10 protein-coding genes are annotated in these 14813 nt (G+C 61.5%); all 10 read right to left on the bottom strand.

What is annotated here, in order from left to right:
- Positions 1-144: 144 nt before the first annotated feature.
- A complete protein-coding gene (locus BMY90_RS15855) occupies positions 145-1650 on the bottom strand; it encodes a DUF726 domain-containing protein (protein ID WP_139201776.1) in 1506 nt (501 codons plus the stop codon).
- Between the two features lie 6 nt (positions 1651-1656).
- Positions 1657-2532 (bottom strand): helix-turn-helix transcriptional regulator, encoded by an 876-nt coding sequence (locus tag BMY90_RS15850; RefSeq protein ID WP_092705155.1) that lies wholly within the window; start codon positions 2530-2532, stop codon positions 1657-1659.
- Between the two features lie 578 nt (positions 2533-3110).
- Complete coding sequence (locus tag BMY90_RS15845; protein ID WP_245735067.1) at positions 3111-3551, bottom strand: hypothetical protein; 441 nt, start codon at positions 3549-3551, stop codon at positions 3111-3113.
- Positions 3552-3804: 253 nt separating this feature from the next.
- On the bottom strand, positions 3805-5661 hold the full coding sequence (locus BMY90_RS15840) for a beta-galactosidase (protein ID WP_092705154.1): 1857 nt from the start codon (positions 5659-5661) through the stop codon (positions 3805-3807).
- A gap of 34 nt (positions 5662-5695) precedes the next feature.
- Positions 5696-7477 (bottom strand): alpha-L-fucosidase, encoded by a 1782-nt coding sequence (locus tag BMY90_RS15835; RefSeq protein WP_092705153.1) that lies wholly within the window; start codon positions 7475-7477, stop codon positions 5696-5698.
- Between the two features lie 24 nt (positions 7478-7501).
- Complete coding sequence (locus BMY90_RS17290) at positions 7502-7657, bottom strand: hypothetical protein (protein WP_175481599.1); 156 nt, start codon at positions 7655-7657, stop codon at positions 7502-7504.
- Between the two features lie 2 nt (positions 7658-7659).
- Entirely contained in the window at positions 7660-9708 is a 2049-nt protein-coding gene (locus tag BMY90_RS15830; RefSeq protein WP_175481598.1) for an alpha-galactosidase, read from the bottom strand.
- Positions 9709-9845: 137 nt separating this feature from the next.
- Complete coding sequence (locus BMY90_RS15825) at positions 9846-12794, bottom strand: TonB-dependent receptor (protein ID WP_092705152.1); 2949 nt, start codon at positions 12792-12794, stop codon at positions 9846-9848.
- A gap of 153 nt (positions 12795-12947) precedes the next feature.
- Positions 12948-13880 carry a 1-phosphofructokinase family hexose kinase gene (locus BMY90_RS15820; RefSeq protein WP_092705151.1) on the bottom strand — a complete coding sequence of 311 codons (933 nt, stop codon included), beginning with the start codon at positions 13878-13880 and terminating at the stop codon, positions 12948-12950.
- A complete protein-coding gene (locus BMY90_RS15815) occupies positions 13877-14800 on the bottom strand; it encodes a carbohydrate kinase family protein (RefSeq protein WP_092705150.1) in 924 nt (307 codons plus the stop codon). The genes BMY90_RS15820 and BMY90_RS15815 overlap by 4 nt, the downstream gene beginning before the upstream one ends.
- Positions 14801-14813: the final 13 nt, after the last annotated feature.

The following is a 14813-nucleotide window of genomic DNA, read 5'->3' as shown; positions in this document are numbered from 1 at the left end:
CAGCTTGGACAGCATGAACTCAACTAAAGTCTAGCCGCTGCAAGCTAGACTTTAGCTTTTTAAAAGCTACACAGACCTTGTCGCCAAGCGCGCCAGCAAAGCAAAAATTTTTGCTTTATTTTTTGAAATCGTCGACCGAAGCCATCAATCCTCATTCAATGATTGGTTGAACAAATATGTCTTTTCGAGACCACTCAACACCATATCAAATTTGGGTTTCCACTCCGTATGCCCGCCAATAAATTCAGTACAATCAAAATTTACGATTTTTTGCGTCTGATACGATATAGGACGAAGCCCAATCGGATCACTAGAGAGTGCGTTGGCTCCTTTATAAGCCAAACTCAACACACCATCACGCCCTGAAAAGCAATTATAAATTTTCCCGGACACAGCTTCCGTCGCTTTCCGCCAACCCAGCTCGTCATCAGCGCCAACTGCCCCGCCGAGCAGGATGACATCCCTGATGACAGGCTTAGCTGCACGTGTTGAAAGCGCCTCAAGCGCATAGTAAATGACCCTGCAACCAAGAGAATGCCCAACAAGTGTGTATTGTTTTTCTGGAGTTCGAGACATTATATCAGCCAGTAGTACACCCGTCATGGCAGCCTTTACCATTGCGGTATGCCAATCATTCCCGATGACATCCGCGGCAATTGTTGCGGCACCGAGGGGATTGAACTTACCAGCGGCTTTTTTTGTCGCTCGACTGGCCGCCTTGATAGCAACACCCGACAGTGCCGCCTTACTTGCCCCGCCCGCAAACAGCCCGCCCAATGAGGCAAGCGTTTTTGACTCCCACGTCGCGAGATATAAAGTGTATCCTTTAAAAATTCGACCAGCACCATCACGCCAATCGTCAAGATTATCTTGAGCTTGATTAAGAAATCCATTCACGAATAGAACTGAATTATTACAATCGCCCGCCTCCTTAATGATATTAAAGTCTTTAATTTCACCCGCATACTTAGAAGATACTACGCCGCCAAGCGTGCCGCCCAAAGCTGCACCCGATGCAGTAATAAGTAGAACTCCGCCTGACCCTATCGCCGAAAGCGAAGCACTGGTCAAAGCCGCACCGGAAAGCGTAGAGATCGCAGTTCCAGTAGACGCAGCCCCGAGAAGACCCGCGTTACCTAAAATCGCGGCAATTTCCGGAGCAGCGGCGCCCGCCGTCAAACCAATCACGACAACGCCACCAATGACTGCCGAAGTTATTGTCGCCGCCTTAACGAAATTCGTTTTTCGGCCATCGAATAATGATCTAAAGTCTGAAATATCATTCAACTTGTCACCAAGTCGTTCAAATGACCCGATAGTCCCATCATGTTCAGCACAAAATTCGGAATGCCAGCCATCCTTAAATCGATCAATGAATGATCCATCCTTCCTTGTTTTGTGCCCTTTTGAATGACCCATCGCAAAATTATGACACTCTGGCACACGACAAAGTAGCGTGTAGTGGCCACAATCCAATCCCATGCACTGATACACATTGCGCCTAAGGACATTTTTCTGCTCCAGACGATGCCATGTCTTTTTGAAACATGCCGAGCAATGCCCTAGCCTGCCATCCGTCATAAATTCACAACCTTTCACAATTTGCAAAACGAGACCGAGCGATTGCTCACCGATGAATATTTTGTACACTTGCTTTTAGGCCAAGAAAACTCGAATATCACTTTCTAACCGATCCCTCAACCACCCCGGCTCCAAAACCCGCACATGCGGAATCCAGTACCGCACCAACGGCAATATCTGGTTCGCGTCACTGACACGACTGCTGACGATCAGCCCGCCGTTCTCCAGATCCTTATCGATGACCTGTAGCGGCAGCAGCTTGCGCCGCTTGAAGTAGTAGGCAACCTGCGGCGCGATGCTCAGCAAGACTTCGGTCTTCTCCTCGCCGAACCAGACGTCGTCCTCTTCCTCGATCTGCCGCTGGACGTCGGCGCGAGGTTCGAAGCAGTCGTCGCCGACCACCAACAAACTGATGCGACTCAGCGAGAAGGACTTGAGCCGCCCCTCATCCGTGGCGGCGAGATACCAGATGCCCTTGTTGTTGACGAGACGATAGGGTTCCAGCGTGCGCCGCTTGTCCGCGTAAGTCAGGGTGCAGCGCTTGCCGTCGCGGATGGCCTTGTCGAGTTGCTGGAACTGCGCGTCGTGCGGCTTCAGCTTTTCGTAGTGGTGGCCCCGGATGAGAAAGCTGCTCTGGCTCAAGGTGTCGAGCAAGGCTATGAGGAAGCGGGAGCTGTTCTGCGGGAACAAGTCCTCCACGCCCACGAGTCTGGCGAAGGTTTCCAGATCCTTGGGGCGCAGCTTGCCCTGGTATTCAGGAACGATCCGGTATTTGCCGTCCGACGAACGTTCGGCGATGCCATTGAGGCGGTTGAGGTCGCGATAGATCGTGCGTTCGCCCACGCGGAACTCGTCCGCCAATTCCTGGGGACTGAAGGACTCGCCCTGGTTGAGTTTCAACAGGATGCTGGCCAGCCTGGAGGCCAGCTTTTCGTGATCGGGCTCGCTCATTGCCATCCCGCTTTGGTTACGCGCGGGACCGAGTCTGCTGCTGCGTCCTGACAGGGTGTGTCACGACAACATGCGGCCCGGACTTTTCGCACCGACGCTATCGCAAGCTTGATGCCCGATTGACGTCGACCCACGACAGCAGGCCACGAAGAACGAGCAGCATGACTGCCGCCATGAACCAAGCCAGACTTTCCCCCTGTCACCCTTTTCCCCTAGCCAGTCCCTGTCACCATACCGAGTAAACCGCAACGCCCAACCCCTACGCATCTTTGAATTTGGCCCTTCGGGTCTATGCTCAGGGCGAGCAGTGAAAGAGGTGGAGTCAAAGCGCGACCACCTGTGATTCTTCAACCTCCGTCACAGCTTCAATTTAGCACTTCATGTTTGGTCAGCGACAGCGTAATTTCATGCGCACCGTCGATAGCGCTGCGGCATTCCAGCCCCCCCCCCTCCCTTCGATCCATCCACACGAAGAACACTCCACCCAGACGGGCGCCAATGGCTCTCGTGAGAAGAAAACTCAGGCACAAATGAAAAAACTGCCTGTATGGCGGCCTTCTCGCGACCTGATTCAACACCTACTTCGAGGCATGCTCCGCAGTCAGCCGCAAATCGGCACACAACGAGGCCCCGTCCGATGGGCAAGACTCCGTGGCGTTGCGCTTGATCCGATCCAGCTCATCGGAATCCAGCGTGGTGTTGATTTGGCACAGCACGAAGGAGCGCAGCGCCGGCTCCTGCCGGATCAGTGCCTGCAAATTCGGCAAGGTGTCCCATTGCCTGGCCAGCAGTTGCGCAATGGCGTCGGAGCTGCCCTCGGCGATATAGCCGTCATCGCACTGACGGTATGCCTTGAAGAAGCGGTCGACTGCCGGCCAGTCATCGAGCTTGTCCACCATCGCATCGGCAGCCTCGGCCTGTGCCGGCTGACAGGCCTGCGCCTGCGACGCCTGCGCGAGCTGCGGACGTGCTTGCGCACACCCCGCCGTGAAGATCAGGCAGGGCCAAAGCAACAGCATGGATTCACGGATGGACTTGGGTGACTCCAAAACGGGTATGGCCCGCATATGCGGACTGTTGGCTGTTACCGCTGATCACGATCATCGTCAGCGGGTCGACGGTCGTAGGAGCCCGCTGGCGGGCGATGCTTTTCGGGCTTTCGGCTGCCATGCCAAGAGCATCGCCCGCGAGCGGGCTCCAGCAGTGAAGCAAGGCGATCGAGCCACCGCCCAACCATCGCTTGATGCACTTCACATTTGCGCGACCTGTGACTCAGTCACCACTCAAATGTTCCACGCCGCGAATGGGTGCTCCTTCCACACGATGCACGTCGAACACCAGCAAATCGTTGTCGCCCTTGTGCAACCACGATGCCGGGCAATACAGGCGCTGCTGCGGGCCGATCTTCCAGTAGCGACCGAGCAGGTGGCCATTGACCCACAGGTAGCCCTGGTCCCACGCGCTCATGTCGATGTAGCTGTCGCCCATGCTGTCCAGATGCAGCTTCGCCTTGAAGAACACGCCGGGTCGCGTGGGCGCTTCGCGCAATGGTTTCAAGCCGGCCACGTAGCGCTCGTCCAGCGGCAGGCTGTAGGCCTGCCAGTCACTCAATTCGTGACCATCGAGATGCACCGCACCGACGATGCCCTTGCGGTCAGACATGGCCTGGCCATAGCCGACATGGCCGAAGCTGTCGACCAGGATATCGAGGTCGCCCTTGCCCGCGGGCAGATCGAGTGGACGTTCCACCGGCAGGCCGGCCTGCTGCAGGCGCGAGATGTTGCCGACATGACGATCGCCATGAAACACGCTGGCGTAGTCGCGCACGCCCTCGATCGCCAGCTTGCCGCCGCCATCGAGCGGCTTGCGATACAGCACCATGCCGTGGTCTTGCGCGAACAGCAGCTCGTTGGGCTGCGGCTGCGCCACGCGCTTCGCCGACGGCAGGTTGTCCCACAACGAGGCGTACGGTTTCGCGATGACCGCATCGAAGCGGATCACCGGTGGTGCCGCCGGAATCTCCGGCAGCGGCTTCGGCGCATGCGCGGCCAGCATCGCGCGAAAGCGGTGATAGTCCGCCGTCGGCTCGCCGCGTTCGTTGATCGGTGCGCCGTAGTCGTAGCTGGTGATCACCGGCTCGAAGTGCGAATAGTCATTGTGGGCATTGGCACCCGCGCCGAAGCCGAAGTTGGTGCCGCCATGCACCACGTACAGGTTGAACGAGCGCCCCTCTTCGAGCAGCTTGCGCATGACGGGATCGAAGTCGTTGCTGGCGAAGTTTTTGTCGCCCCAATGGGTAAGCCAGCCCGGGTACCCTTCGCCCACCCATACCGGCATCTCGCCGGCAATCGGCTGGGCACCGGCAAAGTCGGTATCGCCATCCAGCCCCAACGCAGCACCAGGCAGATACGTGCCCTCCTTGCGGATCTGGCCCAATCCGTCGGAGATGGAGAACGGCCCTTCCACGCCACGCTCGCGCCACATCGTGCGCAACGCCTCCAGGTAACCGAGATCGCTGCCGAACGAGGCGTACTCGTTCTCCACCTGCACCATCAGGATCGGGCCACCGCGATTGGCCATCAACGGGGCAATGCGCGGCGCAATCGCATCCATGTAGCGGCGCACCGCCGCCATGTAATGCGCATCGTCGCGATGGCGCACGCGGATGCCCGGCGTGCGCAACAGGTACGGCGGCAGGCCACCGAAATCCCACTCGCCGCAAATGTACGGACCCGGGCGCAGGTACACCCACATGCCCTCTTCCTGGCACAGGCGGATGAAGTGCGCGAAGTCGCGGCTGCCCGTCTTCAGGTCGAACACGCCCGGCTCCGATTCCAGCGCATTCCACATCAGATAGATCGAGATCGTGTTGAGCCCCATCGCCTTCGCCATGCGAATGCGGTGCCGCCAGTATTCGGCGGGGATGCGGATCGGATGCATCTCGCCGCTCAAGATCTGGAACGGCTTGCCATCGAGCAGGAACTGCTGCGATGAAAGCTCGAAGCGGTGCGCGCGACCGTCCGGGCCACCCGCATGGACGGACCGCGCGACACCGGCGCGAGTACTCCAATTCGCCCCCAGCGCCAACGGTGCCAGCACACTCAGTTGCAGAAAGGTTCGTCGTTGCATGCGGTTCTCTCCACGAAAAATGTTCCGCGACGACTTATCGGGCATGGGGCATCGACCTTCCTTCTCCGTGCGGCGACGTCACCGGATTCATGAGCGGCGCAAGCTCTACCGACTCGATGGTGGCCGGCAGGCGGTCGCCCTTGCGGAACGGCGTCACGGGGGTCAGTTCCACCTGCATCGCATACGGAAATACGCGCGGATCGCGGCTCACACGCAGGTGCGCCGTACCGTCGCCCGCCGGCAGCGCCAGCGTGCGGGGATGGCCGTCCACCCAGACATCCAGCTTAGCCCGCGCTTGCGCACCGCGGTAATGCACGGTCAGCGTGTCGTCGCCAGCGCCGACCTGCGCATGCCAGCGCAGTTTGTAGACGGTAGGCGGATCGTTGTAGCCGTAGCCGTTGTAGTTGAGGAAATGCTCGGCCTGCGCAGCTGCCAGATGCACATGGCCGTCAGCATCGGGAGCTACTGCATCGGGACGCACATGCAATTTGCCCTCGAACGGAATCGCCACCACGGGCATGTAGCCGGCGCCAGCGAGGTTTTCCACCTTGACGGCGGCACCCGACGCATCGACGGCCACGCTGCCGACGCTCGCCCGTGCATCGGCCAGCACACGCCCGCGGCCGAAGCGCGTGCCGACCACGCCGGGCAGGTGCAACACGCCATCGGCCGGTGGCTTCTCGACGAACAGGTACAGCGTGTGGGCACCGAGCGTGGCGTAGCCAAAGTTCAGTTTCGCGAACGGTGCGGCCCGCGTACCGTAGATCGCCGCGCTACGCGGCTTCAGCCATGCACCGATGCCGCGCAACACGTCCGCTTCGTAGGGGACCACCGAGCCATCGCCTTCCGGGCCGATGTTGAGAATGTAATTGCCGCCGGCGCTGACCACCCGCACCAGCCGCGCGATGTTCTCGCGAATCTTGCCCGGCAGGTCATTGCGCTGCTCCCATGAGCGGTAACCCCAGGTGTCCGGGAACATCGATGCTGGCGACTGCCATGGCTCTTCCATGCCCACGCCCGGCTCGCTGTTGTCGCCCATCACGCTGAAGTCGCCCTGGTGGTTCCATACGCGCCCGGACACCATCGTCTTCGGCTGCAGCTCGTGTACCGTGCGTGCGAAACGCGCGCTCTGCGCCGGCGTGGGCTTACCCATGTCGAACCAGACCTCGCTGATCGCGCCGTAATGGCTCATCAGCTCGCGGATCTGCGCCACGTTGAAGTCGGCCTGCGCGGGCGTGATCGGGTTGTCGTTGTCGTCGCGGTACTGGCCATGCATCCAGTGCCAGTCGATGGTGGAGTAGTACACGCCGAACGGCATGCGCGCCCGCGCGCAGGCGTCGGCCAGCTCCTTCACCACGTCGCGCCTGTATGGCGTGGCATCGACGACGTTGTAGCGGTTCTGCGCAGTGTGGAACATCGCGAAACCGTCGTGGTGCTTGGCGGTAAGCACGATGAACTTCATGCCCGCGGCCTTCGCCAGCGCCACGATGGCGTCAGGGTCGAACTTCACCGGATCGAAGCGCTTCGCCAACGCCTCGTACTGGTCGATCGGCACCGGCGCGTGCGACTGGATCTGCTCGCTGTAACCGTTGGTGATCCGCCGGCCATCCCATACGCCGCCCAGCATCGAGTACAGGCCGAAGTGAATAAACAGGCCAAACTTGCGCGCCTGCCAGGCATGCACGGTAGCGGCGTCGGGACGCGGGCCGCCCTGCGGCAGCGGCAATGGCTGGTCGGTGATCGTGGCGGACGTGGCGAACGCGACCGCCGGCAGCAGCAGCGCCAGAGCCAGGGCCGCTCGTGCAATGATGTTCATTCGTTGCTTTCTCCCAGATGGCGGTCACTGTACGGTACGCGACACGCCACTCAGGCCATGAGTATGTGCCCAGCGCAGCCAGATGGCAGGCCATTCGCTGCCATCGTGGAAGTTCGCCGCGGCAAGGCACAGTAACAGGCCCGCGGCAGCTGTCAGCAAGCCGCGGGCCGGATCGATCATGCTCAGCCTCCGCTTGCCGGGGTCAGTTCCAGGGTCAGCACTTCGAACGGCGCCAGCTTTATCGTGGCAGGATGCTCGGCATCCAGCGTCTTCGGCACCTCACTGCCGCCGCTGTGCCACACGTCCTGCACGCTGAAATCGCGTACGGCACCTTGCGGAAGCTCCAGTTGGCGTTGCAGGTCGATCACGGCCAACTGCGGCTTGTCGTCCGGGTTGCGGAAGGTGACAATGGCTTTTTTCGGCGACCACGACGCCCAGCCGTAGACGTCCAGACGCCCGGGATCGCCGCCGATCCAGTGCGTATCGCGCAGCACGTCGGCATTCGCGCGCGACCATTTCGCCGCCTGCGCCAGCGTGTCCCAGTCCTGCGTGCTGAGCAGCGAAGGCGTGATGTACATCTCCTGCAGCTGCGTGCCGGTGGCGAAGTACGAGTGCACCTCGTTGGCGAAGTCGTGGCCCGGATCGGTGTTCAGGCGCTTGTTCATCTGCGCGTAGATGATGCCGTGGAGCATCAGCGAATTGATCGGGAACAAGGGGCCCTTCACCACGATGTTCTCGTAGGTTTCCTTGTCGCGGTAGGTGATCCACTGCTCGCGTTCGGTGCCCACGCCGGCGTGCCAGTCATCCTCGCCGTCGCGCCAGATCGAATCGGCATAGCGCAACCAGAATGGCGATGCCCAGGTGCCGGTGGTGAGGTTGATGAAGGTGTTCGGCTTGTCCTTGCGGATGTCCTTGATCAACTGGATCGCCGCGGCGAAATCGCTGTTGAACAGGCTGCCGGGAAACACGCTGCTGACGTTGCCGGTGCCATCGAACTTGAACTGGTTGATGCCGTCCTGGTTCAGCAACTTCATCACCACGTCGTGGAAACGCTTGTAGTACTTCGGCCCGGACAGTTCGAAGCCGCCGGCATTGGTTTCGTAGCCGGCTGCCTTGCCATTCGCCACGCGCTCCTTCCATGGCTTGCCGTAGCCACCCCACGGCGACAGCCACACGCCCGGCGCAGCCCCGTACTTCGCCGCCGCCTTGCGCAACGGCACGAAGCCGTGTGGAAAATCCTTGCTGAAATTCCAGCTGCCGCTGCGGTCGTCCCAACCGTCATCGAACAGGAACGAATCCATCTTCACGCCACGCTTCTCGACCAGCTCCTTGCCAAAGGTGTTGATGCGATTCAGCGCTTCCGCTTCGGTATACGGGGTGAAGTAACCGATGTCGTACCACGAGTTGTAATGCAGGAACGGCCGGTACGGATGCGCGCGCTCACGTTCGACATACGTGGCGAAGTCGCGTCGCAACTGGCCCGCATGGGTCACACCAGCCACGGCGGAGTAAGTCACCGACCTGCCCTTGCGCAACGGCAGGCTCTGGTTGATCCACAACTTGACGACATTGCCCCATGCGCTGCTGTCGGACAGCGGCTGCTCGAAACCGAAGTAATCCGGCCCGGAGACCACCGGCGAGCCCTGCACGGTGCCATCCACCATGACGTCGGGCGCCTGGGTCTGCAGCAGTTCCACCTTGGTGATGTGTTCATCCTGCTTCAGCGCCGTGACCGTCACCACTTCGCGCAGGTAATCCGAGCCTTCGCGCTGTACCAGCTTCCAGTCCACCCGGAAGCGGCCACCGGCGTCGCCGAAGCTGGCCTCGACCGACTGCCCCGGCAGTCGCGCGGCCAGCCGCGATGCCTTCGGATCGGCATGCAACGCCACCTGCTTCGGTGCGGCAAGCACATGCATGTCCGACGCCGACAACGTGCTGCCGTCAGCCATCACCAAGGCGAACGGTGCAGTCACGTTGAACGAACGATGGTTGAGTTTGTCGGCCAGCACCATCTGGCCCAGCTTCTGGCCAGTCAACGACCAACTGGCTGAAATGGCCGCATTGCCAAAACTGGCGCTGTCGCCCTGCTGCTGGAAACGCGCCGCGCTGGTGGCATCGTGCGCCAGCGCCGCCACGCTGAACGAACCGGCAAGGCAAAGGGCCAGCGCCGTTTGCCGGAAGAAGGAAAGAGGTGCCCTGCGTGAAGTGCGGATAGGGAAGATCAAGGACATGTCTGGAATCTCTCGAACAGCCCGGATGCGCGTCGTGGTTCATCCCTGCCCGCGCGCGGCATCCTGTAAATGCATTCCGCGCACGTCCGGCGCGAAGAGGGTGGGCCGCCCGATGCGCGGGCCGCCCGATCAAGCCATCAATGGAACTGGTAGCGCAGGATCAGCATCGTGGTGCGCGGTGTCTGCCACGTTCCGGCGCCATATGCGGGATTGGGAATGGTCGCCCCGTCCGCAGTGAAGCCCTGGTCGTAAGTCTGCTCCGAATCGATACGCCCCTTGCGATTGGTCACGTTCTGAACCTGCAGGTCCACGCTCAGGCGATTGTCCTGGTTGATCCGCCAGTCATAACCCACGCCCACGCTCCAGTCCAGATAGAACGGCGTGCGTCCCGCATGGCCCAACGGCGCCGGCTTCCTGTCGCAATAATGAGTGGATGAACCATAACCCGCCGCTGGATTGTTGTTGTCCGGATACGTGCCCATGCAGCTCAGCGGCGTGCCGGTGGCCATGTCGAGCACGCTGCTCAGACGCAATCCGCTGGGGAAGTAATACACCCCGTTGATCTTGACGCTATGACGCACGTCGCTGGACAGATTGCCGGAGCTGAAATCCATGATCCCCGGGAAGTCCCAGTAGGTCTGTTCGCCCGGGCCGCTCTGCGTGCGCTGGGTCAGGTTGATCAGGCCATCGTAATTGCCATACAGGTGCGCCCACGTGTAGCCGATGTCGAGGAAATACGGCTGCTCGACGGTGCGCTGGTGCACCAGCTCGAACGTCACGTGCATGTACTTGCGCTTCGGTGCCGGCCCGACGGCATTGCCCGGCAAGGTCAGCGACTGCAGCTTTCCGGTACCGCTGTAGTCGCGCGTGAAGACCTGCGCGATACCCGGATTGACCTCCGGGCAACCGGTTTCATCAACGTAGTCCGGATAGCCGTGGCTTTGCGCGTAAGCCGTGATGGCGTCGGTGGTGCAAGCATCGTCGATGGTGCGCTTGAGCGTGGCGTAGCCCACGTCCAGCTTGGTCGACCAGCCGTTCTCGAGCAGCTTTTGCGCGTAGATCTGGAACTCGTACTGGTACGGCGCCTTGAGGTTGGAGGTGGCGACATTCTCCTTCGACGGAGCCAGACCGTTGACCAGCGTGTACTGCGGGCCGAGCTGGGAAAGCCCGGTCGGCGCCATCGTGTTCGGATCCCGACCGGTGTAGGTGTAGTAACGGTTCCAGGTCAGCGAGGCACCGGCGGCACCGTTGTTCACCGACGACGGGATGGGGATGGTGTACTTGCCTGCATTGGCACCGATCTTGAACGTGCCGTCGCCCTCCACGTCCCAGGCCACGCCCAGACGCGGGGACAGGATCGACGAGCGGAAGAAGTTCTGGCCGTTGACGTTCTTGTTGATGAAGTAGTCGTCGCGCAGGCCGGCATAGGCCACCCAGCGGTCATTCACCTGCCAGCTGTCGGAGATGTACGCCGCCTTGTTCACTGTGTAGAAGGCACCGCCCACCTGCTTGTACGACTGCTGCACATACTGACCGCCGCCCGGCACCACCGCACCGTTCGGCAGCAGATAGCCGGGCCGGTCGTAATACGTCCAGTTGCCGCCGGCCGTGGTGGTCTCCAGGTTGTTGATGTAGTGCTTGTAATGTTCGGCACCGATGGTGAGGGTGTGGTCGCCCAGCACCCAGTCGAAATCGCCCTTGAAGCCCTTGCGCCAGTAATCCACCGGGTAAACCTGGTTTGCCGTGTTGCTGATGCCGATGTTGGTGGACTGGTTGCTGGCATTCACCTCGGTGACATACGGCAGGCCGGTGCCGGTGGCACTGGTCGGCGCGAACGTGGTGGAGCTGAGGTAACCACCCATCAGCCGCAGGCTCATGGTGTCGTTGATCTGCCAGTGGTAGTTCCCGATCAGGAACTGGTTCTTCGCCTTGCTGTCGGCCCAGCCGAAGTATTTGCCGGCCGAGGACGGGTCATACATCCGGTCCAGCGTGTACTGGTTGCTGAAGGTGTCGCTCCATTCGCGATACCCCACCACGTTCAGCGACTGGTTGTTGGTGATGTTCCAGGTGAGGTTCAACAACGCATTCTTGTCGCGCGACGACGCATCGTACTCACGATTGCTGCCATAGCTCGTGCTCTGGCTGACCGGTTGGTTGCCAAGCATCGCGAAGAAGAACAGCTTGTCCTTCACCAATGCACCGGACGCCCACAGATACTGTGTGGACCGAGGACTTTTCGTGTTGGATTCGGTGAAGTGGTAGTAGTTTCCCTGGCTGTCGTAGGAGTTCGGCTGCCGCGGTTCGAACGCCGAGGTGCCGGGCGTGAAGTACAGCGAATAACCCGCCTGGAACCGGTTGGTGCCCTGGCGCACGGTGGACGAGATCACGCCACCGGTGCTGCTGGTCCAGTTCACGCCCGCGTTGCTCGGCAAGGTTTGCACCGACGACAGTGCCTCGGACGGCAGCGATGTGGCGCCGATCCCGGTGTAGTCGTAGGTGGTATCGAACTCGTTGTAGTAGTAGCGGTTCTCGGCGGAACTGGCACCACCAAACTGCGCCAGCCCGGTGGTCTGGTTGTCGTAATGCACCGCCGAGCTCAGCTCGGCGATGCTGTCCACGCTGCGCCCGGTCGGCAACTGGTCGACCAGTTTCATGCTGTAGTTGCTGGACAGTTCCGGCGTACTCACGTCGATCGGGTTGACGTCCTGATCGATCACCGACGAACTCACCGTGATGGCCGAAAGGTCGGTCGCGTTGACGTTCGCCGGAGCCGCCACAGCAGCAGGCGTCGTGCGCACCTGGGCCTGCACGTTGGCTACCACCGTGACGCGACGAACGCCGACCACCTTGCCGTCCTGCGTCACCGTCACCGTGTACTGCCCCGGATTGAGGCCACCGAGGCTGTAACGCCCGGAGGCATCGGCCTCGAGATTCTTGTGATAACCCGTGGCCGGATTGTCCACGGCAATCGTGGCGCCTTGGCCACCTGGTGCGCGGCCGTACAAACCGCCCGTAATGGACTGTGCCAGCACCGGCATGCCGCCCAGGGCTGCCATCAGTCCGACCACCAGCACGGTCCGCTTCATTCCGCTGGAACAACCTCCCCGTCCTGCTCTGCTCATGCCATTCTCCCCACTCGTTTGGATGGGACTTCGCCGCATGCTTGCCTTTTGCCAGGCAAAGCCCCGCTTGGCACCGCAGGCCCTCGCCTGCAGCGTGTTGTCGAATTTCCGGTGTTTTCAGCCCGTTACACGGCGCACCCGTACCTGGCCACGCAAGGTGTCCACCTGCTCTCGTCGCACATAGCCGGTTTCCTCATGCATGGCGTTTGCAGCGCCACACGCCACGCCAAGGCGCAGCGCGTCATCCATCGTCATGTTTTGCCTGAAGCCCACGGCCAGGCCGGCCAGCAGGCAGTCACCCGAGCCCACCGCGTTCTCGCTGCGACCAATGTCGAGCGATGCGTGCCACGCATCGCCGCCATCGAACCCCACGGCGCCTTGCGCACCCAGCGTCACTACCGGTCGCGCAATGCCCCGCGCGTGCAGCTCGCGAGCCAGCGTCGCGGCATCCTCGGCGGTTGTCAGCGGGCGGCCGGCCAGTTCACTCGCCTCGTCGCGATTCGGCTTCAGCAGCCACGCGCCGGACTCCATCGCATGACGCAAGGCGGCACCGCTGGCATCGATCAGGCACGGCACGCCGGACGAGCCGATGCGTCGCGCCAACGCGGCATAGGTGTCGTCGGAAAAGCCGCGCGGCAGGCTGCCGGAAAGCACCAGCATGTCGCTGTTCTCCAGGCAACGCCCGAGCGTATCGAGCAATTGCTGCTGCATGCGATCGTCCAGCAAAGGGCCTGGATCGAGCAACTCCGTGATGCGCCCGTCGCATTCGCGCACGGCGAAGCAACTGCGCAGCTCGTCGACCATCTCCACGCCATGGAACAGCACGCCACGTTCGCTCATCCGGCGGGCAATCAGGTTGCGATGGATCGCATCGGTCAAGCCAACCAGTTGCACCGGCTCGCGCAGCGCGGCAATCGTTTGCGCCACGTGCAAGCCCTTGCCACCCGGGTAGGCACGCACCTGGCCGACGCGCTGCACGCAACCCGGCGCCAAGGCATCCAGCGAGACCAACCGGTCGATCGCGGTATTGAAGCCGGCGACGGTGATCATGGTGCCTCCGCCAGCAATGCCTGCAGCTCAGCCACACCGGGTTGCCCCGACGTGCCCCCCACCGCACGAGTGGAAAGACTGCCGCAGGCGCTGCCCCAGCGCAGGCACTCCTGCAACGGCTGCTGACCCAGCCATGCGTGCAGGAAACCCGCGTCAAATGAATCACCAGCGCCGGTGCTGTCCACCGCGTCTACCGCAAATGCCGGCACTTCCAGCATCCGGCCTTCGTGCCTCACGGCACAGCCATGCCGACCACGTTTCACTACGGTAAGCGTGTGGTCCTTGCCGAGCATGCGCAACGCAGAGGCGACATCGCGCGAGCCGGTGATCGCTAGCAGTTCGTCCTCGTTGGGCAGGAACACATCCACTTCCCGCAGCACCTCGACGATATCCAGGCCCCACAAATTTTCCGGATCGAACCCGGGATCCAGCGACGTGCTCAGGCCCGCCGCGCGTGCACGCGCGAACAGCTCGCGGCAGCGTGGCCGCAACGCGCGTTGCAGGTAGTACGAAGACACGTGCAGATGATCGGCGGCCGCCAGCATCGCATCGGTGATGTCGGCTTCGCGCAGTTCACCGATGGCGCCGGGAAAGGTCACCAGCGCGCGATCCTGCGACGTGGACAGCGAGGCAGTGATGCCGGTGCGCAACGTGGCATCCGACTGCAACGTGGTCGTCTCGATGCCAGCACCGCGCAATGCGCCCAGGCAATAGTCGCCCCAGCTGTCGGCGCCGAGCCGACCGTGGAATGCCACCGGGCTGCCAAGTCGCGCCAGTCCCATCGCGCAAATCATCGAGGAGCTGCCCGGCGTCATCACGAAATCGTCGGCCAGTACTTCGCGGCCAGCCTCGGGCACCGAGCGACAGCCCTTGAACACCAGATCGACATTGATCTCGCCAGCCACAAGAACGCGCTTCATGGCAGCTCCAGCC

It is taken from the genome of Rhodanobacter glycinis, from assembly GCF_900114325.1.
GTDB lineage: Bacteria > Pseudomonadota > Gammaproteobacteria > Xanthomonadales > Rhodanobacteraceae > Rhodanobacter_A > Rhodanobacter_A glycinis.
This window is presented reverse-complemented; position numbering and strand designations above follow the sequence as displayed.

Coding starts and splice junctions, on each gene's coding strand:
- BMY90_RS15850 (WP_092705155.1), bottom strand. CDS start 2,532: ATGAGCGAGCCCGATCACGAAAAGCTGGCCTCCAGGCTGGCCAGCATC.
- BMY90_RS15845 (WP_245735067.1), bottom strand. CDS start 3,551: ATGCTGTTGCTTTGGCCCTGCCTGATCTTCACGGCGGGGTGTGCGCAA.
- BMY90_RS15840 (WP_092705154.1), bottom strand. CDS start 5,661: ATGCAACGACGAACCTTTCTGCAACTGAGTGTGCTGGCACCGTTGGCG.
- BMY90_RS15835 (WP_092705153.1), bottom strand. CDS start 7,477: ATGAACATCATTGCACGAGCGGCCCTGGCTCTGGCGCTGCTGCTGCCG.
- BMY90_RS17290 (WP_175481599.1), bottom strand. CDS start 7,657: ATGATCGATCCGGCCCGCGGCTTGCTGACAGCTGCCGCGGGCCTGTTA.
- BMY90_RS15830 (WP_175481598.1), bottom strand. CDS start 9,708: ATGTCCTTGATCTTCCCTATCCGCACTTCACGCAGGGCACCTCTTTCC.
- BMY90_RS15825 (WP_092705152.1), bottom strand. CDS start 12,794: ATGAAGCGGACCGTGCTGGTGGTCGGACTGATGGCAGCCCTGGGCGGC.
- BMY90_RS15820 (WP_092705151.1), bottom strand. CDS start 13,880: ATGATCACCGTCGCCGGCTTCAATACCGCGATCGACCGGTTGGTCTCG.
- BMY90_RS15815 (WP_092705150.1), bottom strand. CDS start 14,800: ATGAAGCGCGTTCTTGTGGCTGGCGAGATCAATGTCGATCTGGTGTTC.